Origin of the sequence: Corynebacterium sp. TAE3-ERU2 (genome assembly GCF_019209955.1) — a bacterium.
Lineage (GTDB): Bacteria > Actinomycetota > Actinomycetes > Mycobacteriales > Mycobacteriaceae > Corynebacterium > Corynebacterium megadyptis.
Window position 1 is genome coordinate 184,271 of record NZ_JAHUTL010000001.1, and the last position, 25,106, is coordinate 209,376.

At 62.0% G+C, this 25,106-nt stretch carries 16 protein-coding genes; 6 read left to right on the plus strand and 10 right to left on the minus strand.

Annotation, left to right across the window (positions count from 1 at the left end):
- Nucleotides 1-45: 45 nt before the first annotated feature.
- The 5 genes from KRX12_RS00790 to KRX12_RS00810 all read right to left on the minus strand — a co-directional run bounded on the left by KRX12_RS00790 (nucleotide 46) and on the right by KRX12_RS00810 (nucleotide 8,756).
- Nucleotides 46-453, minus strand: coding sequence for a MarR family winged helix-turn-helix transcriptional regulator (locus KRX12_RS00790; protein WP_255549091.1), 408 nt, complete (start codon nucleotides 451-453; stop codon nucleotides 46-48).
- A 449-nt stretch (nucleotides 454-902) separates the two neighbouring features.
- The gene (locus tag KRX12_RS00795) at nucleotides 903-3,554 is read right to left on the minus strand and encodes an AAA family ATPase (protein WP_218365409.1); all 2,652 of its coding nucleotides are present in this window, start codon (nucleotides 3,552-3,554) and stop codon (nucleotides 903-905) included.
- A gap of 9 nt (nucleotides 3,555-3,563) precedes the next feature.
- Complete coding sequence (locus tag KRX12_RS00800) at nucleotides 3,564-4,718, minus strand: DNA repair exonuclease (protein ID WP_218365410.1); 1,155 nt, start codon at nucleotides 4,716-4,718, stop codon at nucleotides 3,564-3,566.
- Nucleotides 4,719-4,789: 71 nt separating this feature from the next.
- Nucleotides 4,790-5,728, minus strand: coding sequence for a hypothetical protein (locus KRX12_RS00805; RefSeq protein WP_218365411.1), 939 nt, complete (start codon nucleotides 5,726-5,728; stop codon nucleotides 4,790-4,792).
- A 1-nt stretch (nucleotide 5,729) separates the two neighbouring features.
- Nucleotides 5,730-8,756 carry a DEAD/DEAH box helicase gene (locus KRX12_RS00810; protein ID WP_218365412.1) on the minus strand — a complete coding sequence of 1,009 codons (3,027 nt, stop codon included), beginning with the start codon at nucleotides 8,754-8,756 and terminating at the stop codon, nucleotides 5,730-5,732.
- A 538-nt stretch (nucleotides 8,757-9,294) separates the two neighbouring features.
- Here KRX12_RS00810 and putP point away from each other — a divergent pair.
- The 3 genes from putP to KRX12_RS00825 are packed head-to-tail and all read left to right on the plus strand — an operon-like array spanning nucleotide 9,295 to nucleotide 12,180.
- On the plus strand, nucleotides 9,295-10,863 hold the full coding sequence (putP, locus tag KRX12_RS00815) for a sodium/proline symporter PutP (RefSeq protein WP_218365413.1): 1,569 nt from the start codon (nucleotides 9,295-9,297) through the stop codon (nucleotides 10,861-10,863).
- Nucleotides 10,864-10,922: 59 nt separating this feature from the next.
- Nucleotides 10,923-11,675: an HNH endonuclease family protein gene (locus tag KRX12_RS00820; protein ID WP_218365414.1), complete on the plus strand. Its 753-nt coding sequence runs from the start codon at nucleotides 10,923-10,925 to the stop codon at nucleotides 11,673-11,675.
- A 31-nt stretch (nucleotides 11,676-11,706) separates the two neighbouring features.
- Entirely contained in the window at nucleotides 11,707-12,180 is a 474-nt protein-coding gene (locus KRX12_RS00825) for a DUF2269 domain-containing protein (protein ID WP_218364337.1), read from the plus strand.
- A gap of 196 nt (nucleotides 12,181-12,376) precedes the next feature.
- Here KRX12_RS00825 and KRX12_RS00830 read toward each other — a convergent pair whose 3' ends face one another.
- Both KRX12_RS00830 and KRX12_RS00835 read right to left on the minus strand, forming a co-directional pair.
- On the minus strand, nucleotides 12,377-14,395 hold the full coding sequence (locus KRX12_RS00830) for a DEAD/DEAH box helicase (protein ID WP_218363809.1): 2,019 nt from the start codon (nucleotides 14,393-14,395) through the stop codon (nucleotides 12,377-12,379).
- Nucleotides 14,396-14,445: 50 nt separating this feature from the next.
- Nucleotides 14,446-15,696, minus strand: coding sequence for an MFS transporter (locus KRX12_RS00835; protein ID WP_218365415.1), 1,251 nt, complete (start codon nucleotides 15,694-15,696; stop codon nucleotides 14,446-14,448).
- Nucleotides 15,697-15,790: 94 nt separating this feature from the next.
- Between KRX12_RS00835 and KRX12_RS00840 the strand changes: the two genes are divergently transcribed.
- Complete coding sequence (locus tag KRX12_RS00840) at nucleotides 15,791-16,345, plus strand: hypothetical protein (RefSeq protein ID WP_218363813.1); 555 nt, start codon at nucleotides 15,791-15,793, stop codon at nucleotides 16,343-16,345.
- A gap of 30 nt (nucleotides 16,346-16,375) precedes the next feature.
- Here the strand turns inward: KRX12_RS00840 and KRX12_RS00845 are convergent, their stop codons facing one another.
- From KRX12_RS00845 to KRX12_RS00855, 3 genes are all read right to left on the minus strand, one after another.
- Entirely contained in the window at nucleotides 16,376-17,059 is a 684-nt protein-coding gene (locus KRX12_RS00845) for a hypothetical protein (RefSeq protein ID WP_218363815.1), read from the minus strand.
- Nucleotides 17,060-17,201: 142 nt separating this feature from the next.
- The gene (locus KRX12_RS00850) at nucleotides 17,202-18,056 is read right to left on the minus strand and encodes a (2Fe-2S)-binding protein (RefSeq protein WP_218365416.1); all 855 of its coding nucleotides are present in this window, start codon (nucleotides 18,054-18,056) and stop codon (nucleotides 17,202-17,204) included.
- Between the two features lie 5 nt (nucleotides 18,057-18,061).
- Nucleotides 18,062-19,663 carry a carboxylesterase/lipase family protein gene (locus KRX12_RS00855; RefSeq protein ID WP_218365417.1) on the minus strand — a complete coding sequence of 534 codons (1,602 nt, stop codon included), beginning with the start codon at nucleotides 19,661-19,663 and terminating at the stop codon, nucleotides 18,062-18,064.
- Between the two features lie 350 nt (nucleotides 19,664-20,013).
- Between KRX12_RS00855 and KRX12_RS00860 the strand changes: the two genes are divergently transcribed.
- A complete protein-coding gene (locus KRX12_RS00860; protein ID WP_218363820.1) occupies nucleotides 20,014-21,009 on the plus strand; it encodes a hypothetical protein in 996 nt (331 codons plus the stop codon).
- Nucleotides 21,010-21,201: 192 nt separating this feature from the next.
- Complete coding sequence (locus tag KRX12_RS00865; protein ID WP_370625505.1) at nucleotides 21,202-25,065, plus strand: ABC transporter ATP-binding protein; 3,864 nt, start codon at nucleotides 21,202-21,204, stop codon at nucleotides 25,063-25,065.
- Nucleotides 25,066-25,106: the final 41 nt, after the last annotated feature.

Sequence of the window (25,106 nt, forward strand, 5' to 3'; positions counted from 1 at the left end):
GAGCTGCGCCGAGCCACTCGCCCGTGGGCGATGCTCATGGCTGGTTTAGGGAGTGGGCCGGGCTTGGAGGACGTTCCTGAAGAACACGTCGAGGTGGTGGGCTTGATCATTGCTCATGTGGTCGAAGATCAGCCGGTTGACGGACTCCACGTGCATGGGCACTGCCTGCTTGAGGCGCCGCTTGCCCTCCTCGGTCATGATCACGACAACACCGCGGCCATCGCCGACGCATTTGGTTTTTTCGATCAGCCCGCGGCGTTGCATGCGGGAGAGCTGGTGCGAGGCGCGGCTGCGATCCCAATTCAGGTGGGCGCAGATTTCGCGGATCCGAGCTTGCTCGTCCTCTGACTCGGACAGCACGACCAGCACGGCGAATTCGGGCGAGGTCAGCTCGGCTTCAGCTTGCAGAGTGTCCTCTATATCGCGCTCGAGTTTGCGTATCGCATCGAGCATGAGGCGCCAGAGTGCTTGCTGATTGTCATTTAGCCAGCGTGGCTCGTGCTGAATCACTATCCCTTATCTTCCTTAACTTTTCCGCGCGCGAGATCTGTGCGCTACCGGTCTGGTGCGGTCGGCCGCGGCTGTAGCCAGCCTTGATGCGGCCGCAGTGGCCCGCTGCAGAGTGTGAGTGGCGGCAGCCGCATAAGCGGCGCCTCACGCTGTAGCGGGAGATGAGGGAATAGCTCGTGACGCGCAGAACACCTCCGGTGCTCATGTCACTGAGTTCTTCTAAGACTAGCGTGTCACAGCAGTCACGTCATCTTTGCTTAGCTGGAACAAACTGGCTCAGCGCCGTGGGATGCGACTCGGAGCACGCGAGAAAGAGATACTCCTCGCTCGCGTGCTCGGCTGCTGGCGCGCGTCGGATCCTGCTGTCACATTCCGCGCGTGCTCAGCGGCGTTTAGTGAGCAGCGCGCTTCAACTCCTCGACGCGGTATTCTTTGCGCTTGCCGATGGCGGCGAAACGCTGGGGATCGCAGGTCATGATGAAGATCTGCTTAGTGGCTGCCTCGCGCTCGATCAACCCCGACAAGCGCTTGAGCCGCAGCACATCGGAATTGCCGAGGGCATCATCCATAATCACCGGCATCACGGTATCGACGCCGTCCGACTCCGCGTTGTTCGCCGCCAGGTTCGCAATAGCGAGCCGCAGCATCAACCCCAGTTGCTCAGAGGCGCCACCAGAGAGCTCATCCACGCTCAGCTGCTCTTCGCGAATCACTCGCCCGACAAGACCGGTCTCGTCAAACTCATAGGAGACCTCACCCTCATGCAGCTGCGCGGCCAAACGCTCAAGCTCCTCGCGGATCGGCTTGGCATAGCGCTGCGTGACATCGCGGTAGTGCCGCTCGAGGGTATCCAGCAGCAGTTTGGCCACATCGGCCCGGTGCTGGGTACGCGCGAGAATGCTCTCCACGCGCTCGAGCTCGGCCTTGGCGATCTTCTCCTTCTCCGCAGCGCCCTCAAAGGCGTTGATACTGCCCTTAATCTCCGACTGGCGCCGATAGGCCTCCTCGAGGTGCCCCTCGGTGTTCTTCAGCAGGGTCTCATCCTGTTCCGCGGCGCGGCGCGCCTGCTCGAGGCTGAGAACACTATCGTCTTCCTCCAGGGCCTGCAGCGCCGCAGTGAGCGTGGCGAGCTGAGCATCGAGGCTGCGCAGTTGCTCTTCCTCGGCCTCATCACTGTGCTCCTGCTCCGCGGCCTCGAGGGCCTGCGCGCGACGCTTCTGCTCATCGATGGCATCCTTGAGTTTCTCCCGGGCCACAGCCACGTCTTGGTCGATCCTCGAGGTCCGCGCCTCCTCTAGGTTCGTCCGCGCCTTCGCGGTGGCGGCATCGGCCTGTTCCACGGCCGTGCGCAGCTCGTTGAGGCGCTCCTCAAGCGCCTTCTCCCCTGCCTCGTCGGCGCTCATGCCCTCTGGGAGTTCCGCGGCCTGGAATTTCTCAACGGCGTCTCGGATATCATCCACGTCCCGCTTCCCTGCGTGCCGTGTCCGCGCCTTCTTCAGGCGCGCAATATCCGCGGTGATGGATTCGGCGGTCGTGGCGATCTGCTTGAGCTGCTGCACAGAGTCCACCTCGAACTCGGTGCACAGCTGATCGCGCTCGCGGATGAGCTGGTCCAGAGCATCCTTTTCGGCAGCCACATTGGCCGCCGGTTCGATCACCGCATCGACCTCGCCGATGCGCAGCGTCGTGCGTTCGCTGACCTGCACCACCGTGGCCGTATCGCTGAGTGTGTGGGTCTCACCATTAACCGCAATCTCGGCACCCGCGGCGGAGGATAGCGTCAATGTCGAACTCGCCGCCGCCACCGTGGCCTGGGCGTAGACAATCTTCTCCGCGATCTCTTCCGCCCGGGCGATGTCGCTGCTGCTGGGCACATCCTCCGGCAGTTTCTTCTTCTGCTGGGAAATCTCGGCGGTGTACTCGTCGTACTGCGCCAGAAATTCCGTGTCCTTCTGGTGGCGGATTCGCTCGCGCACGGCATGCTGGTGCTGCTCCCACACCCGATATTCGGCGCGGGTGCTCTGCTCGGCTTCCACCGCGGCATCGAGTGCGCTGCGGAGCCCCTCGATCTTTTCCGCATGCTCCTTGGCCTGTAGTTCGAGCTCTTGTTGCGTCCGCTCGCACTCTGTCACGCGCTGCGCGCTGGCAGCCAGCTCCTCGGCAGCGCGGGCCCGCTGCTTCTTTCGCTCCTCGATGCGCTGCTTCTTTTGCTCCTCGACATCCTTTTTCGTCTGCAGGCGTTCCCGCTCGGATTCCCGCTTTTCCGCTCGCACCACCTCGCGTTGCGACGCCTCCAGCTGCTGTTTCAGCTCTGGGATCTGCGGCTTCAGCCGAGCCAGCTCAGCCTCAGCGGCCTCATAGTTTTCTAGCTGGGCGCTCAAGTCGGTGATCGCCGCGCGGGCTTCGGCGTGACGCTTCGTGGCGTCTTCTACCTCCTGCTGGGCCTGCTTGAGTTCCTTGGAGGGCTTGCCTGTTTTGGTGTAGTAGCGCGAGACCTCATCGCGCACCTTCGCCATCAATTCGGACTGTGAACCCTGCGCGATACCGGCACCATCCCCAGCATCGGCGAGCTGCAGAGGCTTCTCCAGCTGGTTAAAGCCCACCTCCCCGAGAGTGTGGTCCAATGCGCCCTGTTTGACGAAGAGCAACTTATGCAGATTGCTATCGAGGTGTTCATCGATGATCTGCATGAGCTCATCATTGGCCTGATCGTCGGTGTAGGTCCGCGGATTCGGGGAGTGAATGACAAGCCGAGCGTTCGGCTTATTGAGGAACTGCTTGCTGATGGTGAAGTGCTGATCACCGATCGTGGCTTCGAGGCTGACCTGCATAGGCTCGGTGCTGCCCACCCGGCGCATGCTTTTAATCCACTTCTTTTGCGCGGTGGACTTTTCGGAGAGCACGAGGTCAATAGCCTCCACAATGGTGGACTTGCCCACCTCATTGGGGCCACTGATCATGCACACACCGCTGGCCGGAATGTCCCGTAGCTCGAGGTGCTCGATGGAGCGAATATTGTCAATAGTGATGGAATGAATCTGCATGGTACTGCCCTACTTCCGCTCAGAAACGATCAGCCGGTGCAGCAGCCCCACCGCGTCGCTCGCCGTGTTGTCTGTGTCCGCCTCTTCGATGAGTTCGCTCATCGCCGCCCCCACATATCCACCGAGCCCGAGATTCTCGAGCTCCTCCTCGGACGGGGCCAGCAGGAGGTTATAGGTGCGCTCGCGTCGATAGAGCGCGGCAAAGATACTCTCTAGTTCTGCCAGCTGCTCTTCGAGGTAGCGCATCGTATCGAGGGTGGCCGTGCCCACCAGGGCATATTTCACCACCGTGGTGGCCTTATCGGGATACTCCCGCAGGGCGCTAATGAAGGCTTCCGCATCCTCGTGGCTGGCGATCTCGTACTCGAGCGCATGCCACGTCCAGGTGCCGATGTGGTGCGACTCGACCGTGACCTGCGAGGTGGAACCGGTGGCCTCGATGTCTACAACGAGAGCATTGCCGGAGTCCTTCTCGCCGCCGCCGGCGGTGGAGAAATCATGATAATCGGTGACTTCCGGGCTGCCTGAGAACCACACGCGCCCCGTGGAGCCAAGCGAGGCGGTGGAGTGGGTATCGCCCAAGGCCAGATAATCAATCACCCGGCGATCCAGGGCACGCTCAACGGTGCCAAGGTCGATCGGGACGCTATCATCATCATTGCTGCGCGACTCCACCTGGCCGTGCCCCACGGCAATGCGCACGCTCCCCTCTTCTGCCTGCTCGAGATCCTCCAGGGCCTCGGCCACGATATCGGTGGAGACACGCTTGCTGAGATAGGGGGCGCCAACGAGCTCAACGCCTGGGCGAATCTCTATGGGCGCGCTATCGCGGATCACATGGACATTGTCGATGGCGTCTGTAAACCGGAAAATATTATTGGCCACTAAGGGATCATGATTGCCCGGCAAGAGATACACCGGTACAGCTAAGTTGCGCAGCACTTCCATGGTGCGGCCGGTTGTTGTGGCATTGAGACTATTGGCGTCGAATACATCGCCGGCGACGACGATGAACTCGCAGTCCTGCTCGGTGGCAAGATCACCGAGCTTTTTAATGGCCGCGAGACGATCGGCATCGAAGCGACTATGCGCCTCAGCGGGAAGAAAACCCCGCTTCATTCCGATCTGCCAGTCCGAGGTGTGAATAAATCGTGTTCGTGTCATGCATTCATTGTTAGCAAAACTACCGGACACTGCACGCTGCACTGTCGCCCAGATGTTCTACTGTCGCCGCTTTAAGGGGAATCTGGGCTCGAAGAACCCTCGTTGTGGGTGAGGAAATAGTACATATCCTCGATATCTGTGATGGCCCGCAGCTCATCAATCGAGGTATAGGACACCGAGCGCATCGCGATGTGCAAGAGGCTGAGATCGGAGTCGTCGAGGGCAGGCTCCACCTGCGGATCCGGCAAGGAAGGAAGCTCACCTCCCTGCCAGAACGCCGTGGCATCCACCTGCTGCTGGCGTTTCTGCGTGGACGAGCGGCTGGACGCCGCCGCGGCAGCAGGCTCGTCGGGAGTGCCGCTGCGAGCGGTGTCCTTCCCCCGCTCCGCTGGAGCGTTCGCCGCGGCGTTCTCCTTAACCCGCCGCTTCACCGCCGCCTCGATCTCCTGTGGATCCCAGCCGCGCAGATCGAAGATGCGCGAGCTGCGGCGGGATATCTCCGCAGCGGCGGCATGGGCCACGGCCACGATGTGCTTACACACTGGGTTGGGATCTGGGCACTCACACGTGCCGGTGATGCTGCGCGGATCGGAAAAGCCGAGCAGGCGCTGCGCACGACGATCCAGCTCGCCCCTTAAGAATGCCGGCAGATAATCCGGCAGGGAGACAAGATAGTCCCACAGCTCGCGCTGGTCGCGGCGCGCAATGGGAGCGAAGCGCAGCTGTACCTCGAAGGGCTCCGGCCGGGAGCCACGCACCTGTGCGCTGATCAGATTCTCGCTATAGCTGAGCAGCGCCACCCGATCCTCGCGGGCATAGTCGCGGCCGCGCTGCTTGCGGCCTGGATCGGTGTCCCGCTCGACAGAATCGACGATGAATCGGGAAACTGTAGACAGCCACTCGCGGTCCTCGGGCTGCTTCTCGGCGGCGGCAGCACGCTGCTGAGGATCGTGCCGTTTCGCGCCAAAATTCGCATAAATGACGTTATCGCGTGAGGTATAGCGGGGCATATTAGTCCTCGTCCTCCTCGATGGTTCCGCGGTAGGTCAATAGGGTCTCCAGATCCTCTTGGCTCAGCTCGCTGATCCAGCCTTCGCCTTCACCAACAATATCGCTGGCCAGTTGGATCTTGCCCTCGATAACATCCTGGATGGCTTCTTCCATGGTGCCCTCACACACCATCTTGTACACCGTCACATCCTTGCGCTGGCCGATCCGGTAGGCGCGGTCCGTGGCCTGGTTTTCTACCGCCGGATTCCACCAGCGGTCCATGTGCACCACAATATTGGCCGCAGTCAGGTTCAGCCCGGTTCCGCCGGCTTTGAGGCTCAGCACCATAATCGGCGGGCCCTCCTCCGATTGGAACTCGGTGACCATCCGGTCGCGCCCCTTCTGCGACACCCCGCCGTGCAGGAAGGGCACCTCGCGCCCAACGTGCTCGCTCAAGTAGGGCACGAGAATATCGCCAAAAGCACGATACTGGGTGAACACCAGCATCTTTTCCCCATTGTCGAGGGCGGCGTCGATAAGCTCCACGAGCCTGCCGACCTTACCGGAGCGGTGTATGCCCTGGTAGGTGATGGAGGAGCCATCGCCGAGGAAGTGCGCGGGATGATTGCAGATCTGTTTAATGCGGGTCATGGCGGCGAGGATCATGCCGCGGCGCTTCATCGACGCGGTGTCCTCCACCTCCTTTTTAATGCGATCCACATAGGACTTATACAAAGCCGCCTGCTCTTTGCTCAGCAGCACGTGCAAGACGTTCTCAGTTTTATCGGGAAGATCGTCGATCACCGCCGGGTCGGTCTTTAGCCGCCGCAGGATGAAGGGGGCGGTGAGCCGACGCAGCGCGTCTTTCATCTCCGGATCATCGTAGACCTCGATAGCGCGGGCAAAGTGATTGCGGAAGAAGGAGGCGCTGCCCAACATCCCGTAGTTACAAAAATCCATCAGCGAATGGATCTCCGCCAAGCGGTTTTCGATCGGGGTACCCGTCAAGGCGATGCGATGCGCGCTGGGAATCACCTTTGCCGCACGCGCCATGCGGGTGGAGGAGTTTTTGATCTGCTGTGCTTCATCCAGCACGAGATGCTGCCAGTGCAGCTCACAGAATAATTCGACATCGCGCGAGAGCACCCCATAGCTAGTGATCACCAGATCGCACTGTTTTGCCTGGTGCACAAATTCTTGACCTTTCGGCCGCTCCGAGCCGTGATAGACCATGACGGAGAGATCTGGGGTGAATTTCTGGGCCTCCCGGTGCCAATTCGACAGCACCGAGGTCGGCGCCACCACCATGGTGGGCGCCTCCCTGAGTCCCTCGTGCTTCTCTATCGCCAGCAGGGTGAGAAGCTGCAGAGTTTTGCCCAAACCCATGTCATCGGCAAGCACCGCGCCCAGCTCGTGGCGCGCCATCCAATACAGCCAATCCACGCCGCGGCGCTGATATTCCCGCAATGTGGCATGCACGCTATCGGGAATTGCAAGGCGCACCGGCGTGGGAACGGGATCGGCGTCCGCGCTCATCAGCGAACTAAACCAGTCGCTGCCACGAAACTCGATATAGCGCTGACCAGCGCTCTTCAGCGCCATCTCGCGCAGCGCCGCGGCCGAAAGATAATTCTCCTCCGCCAGATCGAGCTCATCGGCGCGGGGATCGTCCTGCTGTGCCGCGGAGTCCTTCGCGCTCACGCTATGGCTTTTCACCATCTCCACATAGGCGCGCACCCCGTCCAGGCTGCGGCTATCCGCCATCACCCACGAGCCACGCAGCTCAATCAACCCGGAGGTGGATTCGATCAGACGCTGCGCTTCCTCCGGCTCCAGCTCCACCCCGCCGAGCGAGAGCGTCCAGTCATAGCTGAGCAGCTGATCCATGCCATAGGTGGAGGCACTAGTGAAGTTCTGCACCTTGGAGGTATGCAGCTTGGCCGTGAGCTCATGCTCTCCCCAGGAGCGCGGCAGCATCACCGTATAGCCGGCGCTGCGGAGCTTCGGCACATCCTTATCCAGAAACTCCCCCAGCTGCTCCAGGGTGAGGAAACGATCCCAATCCCCGCGTGTTCCGGGCTCCTCGCCCCACGGATCATCCTGCTGTTGCTGCTCCACCTCGGGGCTGCCGAGGGTGCTCGCCACCTCGAGGAGTCGATTGTGATCATCGCGCAGCCTATTCGCGAAGGCGGCGTCGATAAGCTCGGCCTGCACCGGCAGAGGTGTATCCACCCCGAAGCGCACCTGAATCCGCACCGGAAAGAGCAGCTCCTCGGCGTCGGAGTCTGGGAGATCGGAATGGGTGGGGGCGTCTTCCACGATCACCATGAGCTCTACCCGCGAGCTAGTGATGGAATCCTTCCACTCATTGAGTTTGCTCGCGAGCGTCGGTCCGCCGCGACGCAGCGATTCCGAGTTAAGCAAGGTGCGCGAGAAGGTATGCAGCTCGCGGGAGCGGGGCTCGTCAATGAAGTCCCGCAAAATATAGGAGGCAATCCAGTGCGGCAGCTCCTCGGCCATGTCATCGGCCACGGCGGCGCTGCCATTGGCGGTGAGCACCTGCGGAATCGCTAAGTGCATACGCCCCATCCACACCCGCTCCCGCCCGGAGGGCAAGAGCTGCCATTGCGGCCACCAATGATCATCTGCCCAGCGCACCCGCAGCACCACCCGCCCAGCGCGCACGAACTGCTTCAGCCCCCGATAGAACTGAATAATCCACAGCAGATCGGGCGCTACTTGCGTGACGACGCTATCTCCCTGCTCCCCATCGAGCAGGGAGATCAATTCCTCAATGATCTCCACGGCCTTCTCGGGATAGCAACGGGCGACGGGGATGGGCAGCCGCACGCGCCGCCCTTTGGGCGTGCTCAAGTGCGCAGTGAAACGATGGCCGAAGTTGAGGGGGTGAATGAGCGCGAGAAGCTCCGGGCTAAACGCGTCGGCGGGAAGCTGTTCGGGGATGAGGATTTTGTGCCCCTCCACCTGCTCGACCCACAGAATCAATCCGCTTTCGCGATGCCAGAAACCGTGCACGAGATGCGTCACGTCCGTCCACCCTCCTTTCCTTAGTCCTCGTCTTTTTGCTGTGCTCACCACGACGGCGGCTGTGGTTGATCCGCGACCGCGGATCGTGTCGTTGCTGGGTCAGCTTCTCAGCCCTAAGCGATCGATTCTAGTCCTTCTCCGCGCCGCGTGCGGCTGCGCCCAGCTGACACGGTCCGACGCTACTGCGCACGTCTATGGCGCTACCCGCAGCCGCTCAGGCTGGACAGGGCCTGTCCCCCTCATAAGAGCCTAGCGAGCAACCTGAATAAGACATGAGAGCACAACCTCTGTACTATCGGCCAACGCACAACGGCCACGTGGTGTACGTGGCAGCTACCCCGATGTTCGAAGACAACGGTCTGAGTGAGCGCGCCGGTCTCCGCCATGGGGTGTGAGAGGCGCGCTGAGATTGGGCTGTGCGCAGGCGAGTATCGCCTTGAGAAGCGTCGTGGGAGACGCCCCGGCCCTGTGCTGGTGCCTGCGCACAGGCACGACAAGCTGCGTAGCATCGGAGAAAAATGAGAATGGAGTGCACGACTTGAGCGAAAATACTTGGTTTATTCTCGCGATCATCATCTACATGTTGGCGATGCTCGCGATTGGTTATTGGAGTTATAAGCAAACAGACGAATACGACGATTATGTGCTCGCTGGTCGCGGCCTGAATCCTTTTGTTGCCGCCCTCTCGGCGGGCGCCTCGGATATGTCCGGCTGGCTGCTCATGGGTTTGCCGGGCGCGCTATTCCTCACGGGCTTCTCGGAGCTGTGGATCGCCATCGGCCTGCTGATCGGCTGCTGGGCGAACTGGACCTGGGTGGCGCCGCGCCTGCGCTCCTATTCGGAGATCGCGAATAACTCGATTACGGTTCCGAGCTTCTTGGAAAACCGCGTACAGGATAAGTCCCGCGTACTCCGGATTGTCTCCGCCGTGGTGATCATCCTCTTCTTCACCTTCTATGTGTCCTCCGGCATGGTCGCCGGCGGCAAGTACTTCGAGTCCACCTTCGGTGGCAGCTACTTGGACGGCATGCTCATCGTGGCAGCCGTGACGGTGGCCTATACCTTCATTGGTGGCTTCCTTGCTGTGTCCTATACCGATGCCGTGCAGGGCACCATCATGTTCCTCGCGCTGATCGTGGTGCCGATCATGGCACTGCTGTCCTTGGACGAGCCGTCCAGCATCTTCACCTGGGCTGTCGAACAGCCCTATGGCCCCTATGACGCCGGCAATTCCTCCTACTTCAATATGATCTCTGGCGTCTCGATTACCGCGATCATCGGTAACCTCGCCTGGGGCTTGGGCTACTTCGGCCAGCCGCACGTGATCGTCCGCTTCATGGCGCTGCGCGCGCCCTATGAGGCTAAGGCCGGTCGCTGGATTGGTGTGGGCTGGATGCTGCTGTGCATCATCGGCGCTACCTTCGCCGCCTTGGTGGGCACCGCCTTCTTCGGCCAGGATCCCTCCATTCTGGTCACCGACCGCGAGGCCTTCGAAACGATCTTCCTCGACATGGGCCGGATTCTCTTCCACCCGCTGCTCGCCGGTCTGCTGCTGACCGCCGTGCTGGCGGCCATCATGTCCACCCTGTCCTCCCAGCTGCTGGTCACCTCCTCCGCACTGATCGAGGATCTGACCAAGATCGTCTACAAGCGAAAGCTGCCGGACAATATCCTGGTGAACCTCTCGCGCACCGCCGTGGTGGCCGTGGCCGTGATCGCCGCCGTGCTGGCCATCAACCCCTCCGACTCGATTCTGGGTCTGGTGGGCTTCGCATGGGCGGGCTTCGGTTCCGCCTTCGGCCCGATCATCCTCGCTTCCCTCTACTGGCGTCGACTCACCGCCGGCGGAGCGATTGCCGGCATGATCACCGGCGCGGTCGTCTCCTTCGCCTGGGGCATGTCGCCGCTGAGCGACACCCTCTACGAGATGGTGCCCGGCTTCTTCCTCGCCACTGTCGTGATGGCCGTGTTCTCGGTCATGTCCAAGGGACCCAGCCAGCAGGTGCTGGATGAGTTCGATAGCGCATCGAAGCTCGCCAGCATCGCCGAGGAGCAGCCCAAGATGGATATTGAGACTGCCGCCGAGCAGCTCGAGACCAAGGGCTAAATCCTCTCGATCACACGCAAAGGGAACCTCATCGAGGTTCCCTTTCGTCATTGAGAGGTATGGATCTTTCTTCCCGCCGCGGCTGGTTTATCCTTTTATGCTTATCGACGCTTCTCTGGCTTCTTATCGGCCTCGCCGCACGCGTGCCCGCGCATCCGCCCACCGAGCCGCAGCTGCCTGGATTACACAGCACGCTGCCCACGGTGAGCGTCGTCAAGGCGCGTACCCGCCACCCTGGATACCGGCGAGAATTCTTCGGGCCGGGCTGGCGGGACCACCCCGGCTTGGGCGCGGGCTGTACCACGCGCGATCGCGCGCTGCGTGCCGCGGGAGTGCAGGCGCCGTGTCACAACGGGCCCCGCGGGGTGATTCAGGATCTTTATACCGGCGAGCGGATTGACGCTGCCGTCGAGGAGCTCCAGATCGATCACGTATTTCCGCTCGCCGCCGCGTGGGATATGGGGGCGGCCATCTGGCCGCGTGCCAAGGCGGAGGATTTTGCCAATGATCCACTCAACGTGGTGGCTGTGAGCGCCGCCGCCAATCAAGACAAAAGCGACGCCCTGCCCGCGGCATGGATGCCTCCCTACCACCGGCATCGCTGCTGGTATTCCCAACGTCTCGCCGCTGTGGCGGCGCGGTATCAGCTGGCACTATCCCAGCCGGATATTACGCGCATGAAGCGCAGTTGCTGGGTTAGCGAAGTTCTAGGACTTTCACTAAAATCGCAGTTTGCGCTGAGTTATCCGGTTGGGCACCCACAGCGTGGCCAGCGCGGGAGGCCTCGGCGTGATGTTTCTACCACCCAGTAATAGTTCACCCCTTAGTGAAAGAGGACTCACCATTTCTACTGTGATGCTGGCACTCCACGTGCTCTCCGCCGTGCTCTTCTTGGGCCCGGTCACCGTGGCTGTATCGACCTTCCATGTGCAAGCAGCCCATGCACATAACGGCAACGATAAGGCCAAGGGTTCCGCCGCGCTGCTCTACCGGATCAGCAACACCTACGGCTTGCTCTCGCTGCTGGTGCCGCTGCTGGGCTTCGGCGTGATGTTCTCCAACCTCGATGCATGGCTCAAGGAAGGGCTGCTGCACACGTCCATTCTGCTGTCCGTCATCGCGTGGGCCGTGTTGTACTTCTTGATTCTGCCCCGCCAGAAGGCCATGGCTGCCGAATTGGGCATTCTCGACGCCGACGATATGCCGGAGAATGCCACCGTGCAGGATTGGGACAAGGCAAAGTCCCAGCTGTCGATGTTCGGCGGCATCTTCTCGCTGCTGTGGATCATCATCTTCGCTTTGATGATGACGATGTAGCGGCACGCTTTATCACTGCCTCCTCGCTGCCTCCGTGGCAGCGAGGTTTTCTTATGTCTCCGTGCCGCCCGCTGTTTTAGCGGCGTCGCGGGCGACGTGTACGAGTGCCCCATGCAGTCGCTACAAGAGAAAACACCACCTCGCCGGATAATCCAGCGAGGTGGTGTGGGGTTATTGTGCTGAGAGCTCGGGGAGCTTAGTAGCGGTCGTCCCGGCGACGGAAGCTGCCACGGCGATCACCGCGGTCTCCCCTATCGCGACGGTCGAAGCCACGGCCACCGCGGCCGCCATCACGGCCACCACGATCGCCACGGTCACCACGATCGAAGCGTCGACCGCCATCGCGACCACCACGGCCACCGAAGCCACGGCCGCCGCCACGACCACCACGGTCACCATAGCCGCGCTCCAGGGAAGCATCGGGGGCAGACTCGATATTGATCAGCTGGCCCGAAATGCGGGTATCTTCCAGCCGGTCGAACACATCGCGGGGCAGGTCCTTGGGCAGCTCGACCAGGGTGTGATCCACATTGATCACGATCCGGCCGAAGTCCTTGGAGTTCAGCCCGCCTTCGTTTGCCAGCGCGCCCACGATGGAACCGGGACGCACATGCTGCCGCTTGCCCACGGCGAGGCGATAGATGCTCATGTTCTGATTAGAACGCTCGAAACGCCCACCGCGGTCGCCGCGGTCACGGCCACCACGATCGAAGTCGCGCTCGCGACGATCGGAGCGGTCCTTACGCTTATCGCGCGGCGGCTCCTTCATCAAGAATTCATCGCTGGCCTGAGCCTGCGTTGCCAATGCCGCCGCGATATCCACCATCGGAATATCGTGCTCATCAGAGTATGTCTGCACCAAGGAACGGAAGATGGTGACCTGAGAGTCCTCCAGCGCCTCGGTGATGGAATCGGCGAACTTCTCCTTGCGGGATTCATTCACCTCATCAACGGTCGGCAGATCCATCTCGTTCAACGGCGCGTTAGTGGCGCGCTCGATAGAACGCAGCATGCGGCGCTCACGCGGGGTGACGAAGAGAATAGCCTCGCCGGAGCGACCGGCACGGCCGGTACGGCCAATGCGGTGCACATAGGACTCGGTGTCGTGCGGGATGTCGTAGTTCAGCACATGGCTGATACGTTCCACATCCAAACCGCGGGCAGCCACGTCGGTGGCCACGAGAATATCGAGGCGACCATCCTTGAGCTGGTCCACAGTGCGCTCGCGCTGGGCCTGCGGAATATCGCCGTTGATGGCCTGCGCGGAGAAGCCGCGAGCACGCAGCTTTTCTGCGAGCTCCTCAGTCTCGAACTTGGTGCGCACGAACATGATCATCGCTTCAAACTCGGTGACCTCGAGGATACGGGTCAGAGCATCGAGCTTGTTGCGGTGCGCCACCATCAGATAGCGCTGGTTGATATTGGTGTTGGTGCGGCTGGTCGAACGGACGGTGATTTCCTGCGGCTGATTGAGATACTGCTGGGAAATCTTGCGAATGCCGTTCGGCATCGTGGCCGAAAACAGTGCCACCTGCTTGTCTGCAGGGGTGTCGGCGAGGATGCGCTCGACATCCTCTTGGAAGCCCATTTGCAGCATCTCATCGGCCTCATCGAGGACGAGATAGCGCAGGCCGGAAATATCCAGCGAGCCCTTCTGCAGGTGGTCGATCACACGACCTGGGGTACCCACGACGATGTGAGCACCGCGGCGCAGACCCGACAACTGAATGCCATAGGACTGTCCACCATAAATCGGCAGCACGTTGATGCCGCCGAGGTGATCGGCGAAGGACTGGAAGGAGTCAGCGACCTGCAGCGCGAGTTCGCGCGTCGGTGCCAATACCAGTGCCTGCGGAGAACGCTCGTCCTTGTTGATGCGCGCCAAAATTGGCAGCGCAAAGGCGGCGGTCTTGCCGGTACCCGTCTGGGCGAGGCCTACGACATCGTGGCCTCCCATGAGAACGGGAATGGTTTGTTCTTGAATAGGGGACGGCGTTTCAAAGCCAACCTTGGTGACTGCCTCCAACACATCTGAGGGTAAGTCCAAGCTTTCAAAGCCGGTGGGTGAGCCGGTGTCCTCAGAAGTGTTCGCATCCCTGGTGCTGTGCTGATCGGCAGACTGTGCTGCCGCACCTTGCGAAGTATCCTGAGAGTCCGACGAAACGATATGATCCGGACTGTCCACGTCTCCGGTGACGTTATCGGTGTTACTCATTGCCCCACCACGTTACGCTGCGCGGCGACGCATAGCCAATTGTCTCGGGCTTATCCCTTCCGACAAGGGCTTTCAGCAGCGCCGTCATCACGGGACTCCAGGGACTCACGCGCTCCCAACCACACCACTGCGGCAGTGAATCCAATCAGTCCGCAGGAGGCGAAGGCCCAGCCATAGCCGACCCAGCCCGCCAGAGCACCCACCACAATCGGGCCGGTGATCGTCCCGAAATCTTGGGCCATTTGGAAATTGGCGAGAACACGACCACCGGAACGCTCCCGCCCCACCACATCGGCCAGCGCCGCCTGCTGCGCGGGGTTGAGACAGCCCGCCCCGAAGCCGGCGAAAACGGAGACGGTCAGCAGCGTGATCGGCTCTTGGGTGAGACCAATGCTGGCCGTAAACACCGCATTAATCACCAATCCCGTAATCACTAGGGGCTTGCGCCCCCATTGATCGGACAATCGCCCAGAAAATTGCAGGGCAAGCGCATTGCCGCCGGCGAAAAAGGCGAGTGCGATACCAGCAACGGCACCAGCTTGGTGGAACATCGCAGCGGAAAAAAGAGGAATGATGGCCACGCGCACGCCGAAGTTAGACCAGCCATTGGCGAAGGCGGAGACCAGCGCTGCCCGATAGGCGGAATCCCGCCAGGCCTCGGAAAAGGTCATCGGGGCTAAGGTGTTCGTGTTCTCATAGGAGCCTATTGCCTCGGCGGAGAGCATCACATACACCACTGCGGCGGCCAGCAGCACGGTGGCGCCATAGATGAAAAATGGGGCGCGCATGCCCATAAAGGACAAGGCGGCGCCCACCACGGGCCCCACGATATTGCCCACAAGAAAACCGGTGGCGTAGATAGAAGAGGCCTTGCCGCGCACCTCGGGTGGCGCCATGCGCACAATCAACCCCATGGCCGAGACCGTGAACATGGTCGAGCCAATACCGCCGATACCGCGCAGCACCACGATCTGCCAATAGTCACTCACCGCGCCGACGAGCCCCGTGGTGATCGCCACGGTGATCAAACCGGTGAGATAGACCTTGCGGGAGCCCAGGCGATCAATTGCCCGCCCGGACACTGGGGCGAAGAGAAGCCGCGAACCCGCGAACACAGAGACGACGGCACTCGCCGCAGCGAGGGAGACATCAAAGCTGCGGGCGAATTGCGGGATGATCGGCGCCACGATGCCAAAACCGACGGCAATAATAAACGCCGCCGCAACAAGCGCCCAGATTTCCTTGGGCAGCGGCGGGACAGAACGCTTCTCCTTGTCCTGCGTATGTGCTAGTCGACGCATCACGCGCCTCATTCCTCCTTCGATACCCCACCCTTTCGAACAGGTGTTCGCTTTTGGCGTGGGAGTGTCTCAGCCGCTGTTTAGACTGCGGGCCATGCGAAACATTAACAGCAACACTAAGCCCCATTTCTTTAATCCCGCACAGCGTTATAGCAGCTCCAGCCGCACTGGGCAGCGGCCAGTTTCCACGGCCACGGCGCTGGCCCTCATCAGGCGGGACCACCCCGATATCGTGGAGCGGGTGGCATCGACGATTCACCATCCCCGCTCTTTAGCGCGTACCCCCAGCACGTGGCGGCCACCGACGCTCACTCTTCCCGCGGTGGACATCGCCGGTGTTCCCGAGTTGAAGCTGAATATCACCCGCTATCGGGCGAACCCAGCCATGGCGGCAGCGCTGGCCCAGGGGCCGCACTCCCCCACTCCGGCGTATGCCGTGATCGCGCGCTTTACTAATCCACGCGGCGATAGCGTTCCTGCCAGCGTCAGCGAGGCGTGGATGCGCTCTTTCATTCCCGAGGAGGCGTCGTTTATGGTGCACGAGATCCTCACGCCCACCGCCCCCACCTACTGCTGGGTGGTGGACAGCACCTATGCACCGCTGCCCTCACCGGTGTCGTTTTTTGTCCAACACACCACCGCCGCTTAAAGCGCACGGCGGTGGCGCGGGTATGACTGCCTAGCTGTCGTCCTCGTCGAGGTCGAAATACTCTTCGTCCTCGGTGTCATAGAGTCCGCCGAGGGCGGCGCGCCGCTGGGCGGCATCGTGATCGTCCTCGTCGATGGGCGCCAGCTGATCCTCCCAGTCTTCGGCTTGATCCGCGGCGAGGCTAATGACATCGAAAAGACGGTCATAGTCGGTGAAGGAGCCGAGGCTGAGGATCTCGTTATCCCATGCCTCATCATCGTCTCCAAGAGCGATGAACTCCACGGTCGCCGTGGGCACGCCCTCCTCGAGGTCCACGCGGAGCACGATCTCGGAGTTGGCTGCCACCTCAGCGCGCACGGTATGAGCGTCCTCTTCGTCTTGGAAGAAGTCCAGATCCGCAATGCGATCATCGGTGCCGCTGAGCACATCCCGCAGGATGGTGACTACCTGGTCGGTGGCGATGTGCTCACTCACGGTGGCAACAGCATCCTCTACCGAGAACACCACCGCCACCAAGACGGCCTCGAAATCCTCATCTTCCTCATCCACATCGGCGGCAGCAATGTAGACATTGGCGGCAGGAAAGTCAGGGTCGATGTCCACAAAGTGGATCTCCACCTCGGAGGTGATCGGTACAAAGAGAGTGCAGTCGTGCGCACGCGACTCGATGCCCGCATCGTCTAGTGCCGCTGCAATATCCTCTAAGAAACTCATGGAGGCAGGCTTTCCTTCCACATAGATGGTTACGTGACACCCCGCCACAAGCGGCGGGGCTGCCGCTCTACAGCCTAGTTGCCCCGCCGCAGAATCGCCGCAGGGTGATTGATGGACATCGGGACGCCACGCGAGATGCTTCTTAGAAGCTCGCCAGCGCCGCACATTGCTGTGCCATGCGTTCGCGCTTGATATCGGGTTTTTGTTTCGGACAGGACACGCACACGCCGCAACCGGGAGAGTGAAAAATCATGCAGCACGTCAGCCTTTTAGTGCTCAGCACCACATCATCATCGGGCTCATCCTCGCCTAGTGCCATCTGCAGATCGCTGGGACGAAACTCCCCATCGACATAATCAAAGAAGCGCGGCTCCACCACGCGGGCGCGATCCTGCAGCTCTACGCGCATCCCCTCGAGCACCGCCAGACAGGCGGCGATGCCCTCATAGGGAGCAAAAGCCTCATTGCCCGCCGTGGCTGCCGCCATGGATACCGCATCGCTGACCACCGCCCATAACGCGGCCACAGAGACATCAGTGATCTCCGCGAGACCGCACACAATCGGCTCGAGAAGCTCCGCCCATCCCGCCCCGAGCTGCCGATAGCTATCCGCGGAGGGTTCGAGCACATGGTTCGGGTGATAGCCATACCAAAAACCCGCACCATGGCCGGTGGGTGTGTGCACAAACATGGTGGCTGGATGCTCCGCGTCGCAGATCGCCACGAGATCGTGATCGAGGGCCAGCATCATTGTTGGCTCAATGAGGGTGGTGACAAAACTATGAAACCACAGCTGCGCACAGTGTTTGTCCTCGTCCATGGGGAAAAGCTCATGGGTGGCGGCGATGGCCTGGCGCAGGCGGTCGAGGAGGGCGGCGTCGATAAGCTGCGTGGAGAGTAGCTGCTCCGAGTCCTCATTTAATGGCGACAGCGCTTGGCTGAAGCGGGGATGCTCGTGGATCAGCAGCGACCAGTGCGATGCCGGACTAAAACTCATCTTTTTCATCCCTCCTGAGACGCCGAGCAGTGGGCAGTGCGGGGCAGAATCGACTCGAGTAGCGCCAGCGTCTTTGCCACCCGAGTGGGGCTGGTGAAATCGGGCTCATCATTGCCCCACTGCCGCAAATCATAATTATCCCACGCTTGGCGACGCTGTGAGCGCGGATCATACACCACCGTCGATGCGCTATCGAAGACTTTGGTGGCCCTACGCGGCATGCGATCCGCCACTGCGGCGTGATAGCGCGGCCACCCCGAACCGACCTGGGAGTGATGAATGAAGTTGCCCCAATAGGCCTGCAGCTCGGTGGTGAGCGCCGCGAACTCGGCGGCGCCTCCGAGCCTATTGAGACCAGAGACTCGCGAGGCCTCCATATCGCCAAAGACGGCGGTGAGCTCGAGCGAATGCATCGCCCCAATGCCGAGGCGGCGCAACACAGCGGGGGCGAAGTCGAATCGATACATCCAGGTATCGGCGATGCGCGCATGGGCCTCGGCGAGCCGCACCGAGGGCACCCAAAACACGGCATCGGTGAGCAGGTCCGCAAAATCCTCGCGGCTAAACGCGGCCGAGTACTCGCGCAGCACCTCGTGGGCACGTTCGGTATCGAAGGCGGTGAGCATGCGATGCGCCGAACGCGAGCGCGCGGACTCGCGAACATAGAGGGCCTTGGCCATCGAGGCTTCGTCATTATTCGTACCGATCAAAAGCGGCACCGGCGCCTGGCGCCCCTGCGCGAAGGCATCCAGCGGGTGCTGCGGCAGCACATGGCCGTCCACCACTGGGCCATAGGGCGAGTTGAGATTGAGCATGTCCCGCAAGCGCAATTGGGATAGGCTGCCGGCGCGCACCAGATCGGCGGGCGGCAGCGCCCGGAGCACGGACATATCGGCGAGATCGTGCAGTTTAAGATTGTCGACCAGCGCCCGCGCCCAGCGCCGCGACTGCTCCTGGGAGTGAAACGAGGCCGCCGGCGCGGATTGGGCAATAGCCTTGTGAAATAACCCCCGCGCTGCCGGCGAGGCCAGCAGCGAAATCACGCTCGCCGCGCCCGCGGATTCGCCCATGATGGCAATATTGTTGCTATCGCCACCGAAGGCAGCGATATTCTTTTTCACCCAGCGCAACGCCGCCAGTTGATCGTGCATCGCCGGGGTGGGCACGCATTGGCCACTGATCTCCGATAGATCGAGATAGCCGAATACCCCCAGCCGGAAGTTCAAGGAGACGTAGACCACATTCAGGGCGCGCACAAAGTTATGCCCGCGCAGCATGGTTTCATGCGAGGAACCCACCAGATAGGAACCGCCGTGAAAATACACCACCACGGGCAGCTGCTCGTCGGTATCGGGGCGCACAATATCGAGGTTGAGGCAGTCGGGCCCACCCGCCAATTTCGTTCCCCATAAACTGGCCGGCTGCCATGCCTTGGCGCCATATTCGGTGCAGTCTTTCACCCGGGACCACGGTTCGACTGGATGGGGCACGCGCCAGCGGCGTTCGCCGTCGACAAGCCCCGCATAGGGCACTCCTCGCCACGTCAGCAGTCCGGAGCGCGCCACTCCTTTGACATAACCAGCGGTGGTTCGGACCAGCGTTTCCATATCCTCCACGGTAGTTGTTCCGCGTGGTTGGTGTGGGCTACTACGCAGCAGAGTTCTTCAGGTCGCGCCGCGCGCAGCCCTTCGATTATCAGGCGCGTGTGGAGAAGAGATCACAGCGGGCCCGGCAGGCGCATGCGGAATATAAATTATGGCAGGTGTCGTTTACTGTTGTGTATATCCGGCGGTGCAGTACAACCACTACACTGGGCAACAATGCCCACCAGCCCTGATACACAGCGCCCTCCGCCAGAATGAGGCCGCCTGGGGCTGGGCATTCCTAGCACTCAAAGAATCACATACCGCCGATTATTTTCCCCATTATGAATTTCTACTAAGGAGCTCTACTTATTATGTCTCAATCCACTTCACAGGAACCGACGTATGACATCACCGATGCATTGGGTTCTGATCCCGAAACCTTGCACGAGCGCACCGGAGCATCCGGCAAGATCCTGATTAAGGCCCTCAACCATGTGGTGAAGATGCAGTCGTCTTCGATCACCAGCTACGTGAACTGGCTGCGCAAGCGCAACCCAGAGGCCAGCCCAGCTGATATTCAGAAGATGCTGGACCAGCACATCACCTATCTGGCCACCGGCTCTGGGGCCTCCGCCGGCATGGCCGCTGCCGTGCCGGGCATCGGTTTTATCACCGGCGCCGCCGCCGTGGGCGCGGAGTCGCTGGTATTTCTCGACGCCGCCGCCTTCTACACCATGGCCTCGGCCTATCTGCGCGGCGCGGATATCTCCGATCCCCAGCGTCGCGAAGCACTCATCCTCGTGGTGATCATGGGTTCCTCCGGCACCGCCCTCGTCGATGCGGCCGTGGGCGATCTTGGCGTTGAGGGAGGCGCATCGACGATCTCTACCCTCTCTCGCTTCTCCGGGCCGTCGATGAGCAAGATTAATAACCGCCTGCTCAAGCAGGCGTTGAAGCAGACCAATAAGCGACTGCGCGCCGCCTGGATCGGCAAGGTGATGCCCCTGGGTATTGGCGCTGTGATCGGCACCGTAGCCAACCGCAAGCTGGCCAAGAAGCTCATCGGCAACACCTATGACTCCCTGGGCTCGGCACCGGCGGAGTTCCCCTCCCTGCTGCCTGCCCTCGAGGAGATTAAGGATGAGGACGTCAGCGCCATGGACAAGGAAGTCACCGAGGCTGTCACCAAGGCCCACCAGAACGAGGGCCTGGCTGCCCGCAGCTGGGAGTTTGTCAGCTCCACCGCCAGCAACGTCGGCAGCAGCGTCGCTGATGCCGCCCACGGGGTTGCTGGAGGCGTGTCCGGTGCAGTGCGTAAACTTCCTTTCGTAGCGAAGAAGAAGGACGCCACCGACGGCGAGGCCTAAGCTCGTGCGCTAAAACGCACCTGACGGTGCACCGCTGCCCGCGGGCAGCACTCGGCCCCGCCACCTGTGGTCGCCCACCGCTTCATGCGGTCGACGCAGGTGGCGGGGCTTTTTTCCTGCATCGACAGGCCGCGGCTGCCAAGAGCGGTACAGAGTAGATCGACACACAGAGCTTTAAGGAGGAGCAGAACCGTGACCGCTTCGCAGTCCGCGCACTCTGAGCCGGAGCGCGCAGGCATCACCGAGCGCGGCAGCTCCCGCACCTCCTCATCGCAGCGTCCGGCCGCGAAGTCCCAGCGCGGCTTTCCGGCCCTGCGGCGGCTGCTCAGCACCGCCTGGGAGCTGAAGTCGGTCAGCCTCTTTGCCATCGTCTGCACCCTCGCCGAGGTTGTGGCCGAGCTCAGCGTGCCCCTGCTGACCGGTAGCGCAGTGGATATCGCCACGGGCTCACGCAAGGCCACCTCCTGGACCGAGTTCGTCCATCGCTCCGGAATCTTTGCCCCCTTCGGTGTGTCGGGAAGCGCCGATGCGCTGCGGATCGTGGTGATCTCTCTCATCCTCGCCGCCCTGATACGTTTCGTCTTCCAGGCGGGGCGCCGCTACTCCGCGGGCAGGTTATCCATCTCCGTTCAGCATCTGCTGCGCATACGCATTCTTTCCACGCTGTCCCGCCTCGACGGCCCCGGCCATGACCGCATCCGCACCGGCGAGGTGGTCTCGCGCTCTATCTCGGATCTCAACCAGATCCAAGGCATTCTGGCCATGACCCCCTTGGCGCTCGGCTCGCTGCTCAAAATCCTTGCCGAGCTCGCAGTCATGCTCTGGCTTTCTCCCCTGCTGGCGCTGGTGGCGGTGATCTCGCTGCCGGTGGTGGTCGTAGCCGCGGCTGTGTCGCGCCGCCCGCTCTACGCCGCCACGTGGACGGCGCAACAACAGGCCGCCGAGGTAGCGAGCCACGTGGAGGAAACCGTCAGCGGTATTCGCGTGGTCAAGGCCTTCACCCAGGAAGATCGCGAAAGCACGACTCTCGCCGCTGCCAGCCGCCGGCTTTTCGCCCTGCGTATGCGCGTCGCCCGTCTCACCGCCCGCAGCATTCCCTTCATTGAACGCCTCCCGCAAATCGCGCTCGTGGCCAATGTCGCCCTCGGCGGTCTTTTAGTGCTCAATGGCACGATCACCCTCGGCGTCTTTGTCACCTTCTCCTCCTACTTGGTCTCCCTCACCGGCCTCGCCCGCGTCTCCTCCGGCATGCTCATGCGCATCTACATGGGCTTTTCCTCGGTGGAACGCGTTTTTGATGTCCTCGACCAGCGCCCCGCACTGCCCGATTCCACCGATCCTGTGCCCCTGCCCGCCAGCCGTCTCGGCCTCGACGTGCACGATGTGCACTTCAGCCAGCCGGAGAATGGCCGCGCCGTACTCAACGGCATGTCGCTGCGCATTCCCCCTGGCACCCGCATGGCCATGGTGGGCCCTGCCGGCTCCGGTAAAACGATGCTCACCCAGCTCGTGGGCCGTTTCTACGATCCCGACGAGGGCAGCATTGCGCTTATCGACGCCACCTCCCACCGTTATGACCTGCGCGATATTCGCCGCGCCGAGCTGCGTGAGCGGGTGGCCATCGTCTTCGACGATCCCTTCTTGTTCTCGGATTCCATCCGCAACAACATCACTGTCGGGGCAGACATCTCGGAGGAGACACTCCGCACCGCCCTCGAGGCCTCCTGCGCCGCCGAGTTTGTGGATGAGCTCGACGACGGCCTCGACACCGTCTTAGGAGAGCGCGGCCTCGATCTCTCGGGGGGCCAGCGCCAGCGCCTCGCCCTCGCCCGGGCCCTCGCCCGTGGCGCGGATGTGGTGGTGCTTGACGACGCCACCTCCGCCATCGACGCCATCACGGAGGCAGCGATCTACGAGGGCATTCGCCGCCACTACCCCGACCTGACGATCCTCGCTATCGCCCACCGGGCCTCCACCCTGGAACTCACCGATACGGTGGCGCTGGTGGATGAAGGCCGCGTGAGCGCCTGCGGCAGCTTGGAGGAGATCTCGGCGAATCAGGACTTCGCTCATCTGATGGATCTCAGTTTCCAGCAGCGCCCCAGCGAGGAGGAGCCGGTCCCCTTCGACTCGGAGCTCCGGCCGAGCGAGGAGCAACTCTGGCCTGCAGAGCCGGTGGGGCGGCGGCCGCAGGAGCGCGGCACGATTGCCAAGTCTCAGGCCACCGCGATCAGCGGGCGGGGCGCGTTGATGTCCCAGCCGCTGAATGATCGCCTCGCCGCCGATATCGCACGACTGCCCGAGGCCACCGAGCAGCCTCATCTCGCTGTGTCGAATACCGAGGAGGGCTTTAGCCTCACGCGGCTATTTCGTCCCGTTCGCGGTCTCATCGCAGCCAGCATTGTGCTGTTGGTGATGGGCGTGCTCGCCGATATCGCCCTGCCCACCCTCATCCGCTATGCCATCGACCGTGGCATAAGCGAGAACAACCTGCGCATGCTGGTGCTCATGGCGCTCGCCGGGCTGGCGATGATTCTGCTCAGCTGGGCGGCGGCGGTGGCCCAAACCATCATCACCGCCCGCACAGGTGAGCGTCTGCTCTACGGGTTGCGTGTGCGTTCCTTCCGCCACATCCTGCGGCTGTCCATGGACTTTTTCGAACGCACCCTCTCGGGCAAGATCATGACCCGCATGACCACTGATATCGATGCGCTGAGCTCTTTTCTCCAAACTGGGCTGGCACAGACCGTGGTGGCGTTGAGTACCCTAGTGGGTATCTCTGGGATGCTTCTGGCCACCAATGTCCAGCTCTCGCTGCTGGCCTTTAGCGCACTGCCGATCGTCGCAGTGGCCACCGTGGTGTTTCGCCGCATCTCCTCTCGGCTTTATCGCCGCAGCCGGGAACAGGTCTCGGCGGTCAACGCCGAGTTCCAGGAATCAGTGGGAGCACTACGCACCAGCCAGATGCACGGCGCCGTGGATCGCAGCCTCGCGGAGTTCACGGCCGCAGCAGCAGAATACAAGCGGCTACGCATCGCCTCCCACACCGCTGTTTCTCTCTATTTCCCCGGCATTAATGCCATCTCGCAGCTCGCCCAGGCGGCCGTGGTGGGTTGGGGCGCCACGATGGTGCTGGAGGGGGAGATCTCTGCGGGCGTGCTCGTTGCCTTCGTCATGTATCTCAGCGCTCTCTTCGGCCCGATCCAGCAGCTCTCCCAAGTCTTCGACAGCTATCAACAGGCCTCGGTGGGCTTCAACCGCATCCGCGATTTGCTCATCACCCAGCCCAGCGTGGTGTCCACGGGCACGCGGGACGACGCCGACCGGGCTGCCAACGGCGCCCTAGCCCTCGATGATGTCAGCTTCAGCTATAGCCCGGATACTCCTGCGGTCACCGAGCATCTATCCTTCGAACTCGCCCCCGGAAGCACGGTGGCGGTAGTGGGCCAGACTGGGGCGGGCAAGTCCACCATCATCAAACTCGCTGCCCGCTTCTACGATCCTGCCTCCGGCGCGGTGCGCGCCCGCGGGATAGACATCCGCGACTTTCCGCTCGCCGCATGGCGGGGACAGATCGGCATGGTGCCACAAGAAGCACACCTCTTTAGCGGCACCATCGCCGAGAACATCGCCTATGGCCGCCCCGAGGCCACCCACGCTGAGATCACTGACGCCGCCGCTCGCGTCGGCGCGCTGAGCGCGATCGCCAGCATCCCCGGCGGATTCCGGGCCCAACTCGGGGAAAAAGGCCGCGGCCTGTCCTCGGGACAACGTCAGCTCGTTGCGCTCGCCCGCGCCGAGCTGACCCAGCCTTCCCTGCTGCTTCTCGACGAGGCCACCGCCACCGTGGATCCCGCCACGGAAAACACCATTCTGCAGGCCTCAGACCGCGTCACGGAGGCCCGCACCAGCGTGGTCGTGGCCCACCGCTTGAATACCGCCGCGCGAGCGGATCGGATCATTGTGATGGATCATGGCCGCATCATCGAGGACGGCACCCACGAGAACTTACTCAACCAAAAGGGAATCTATTGGCGCATGTGGACTTCCTCTTAGGAGGGTGTACTCGGCGGCAGGAGTGGTTAACCCGCTCACAC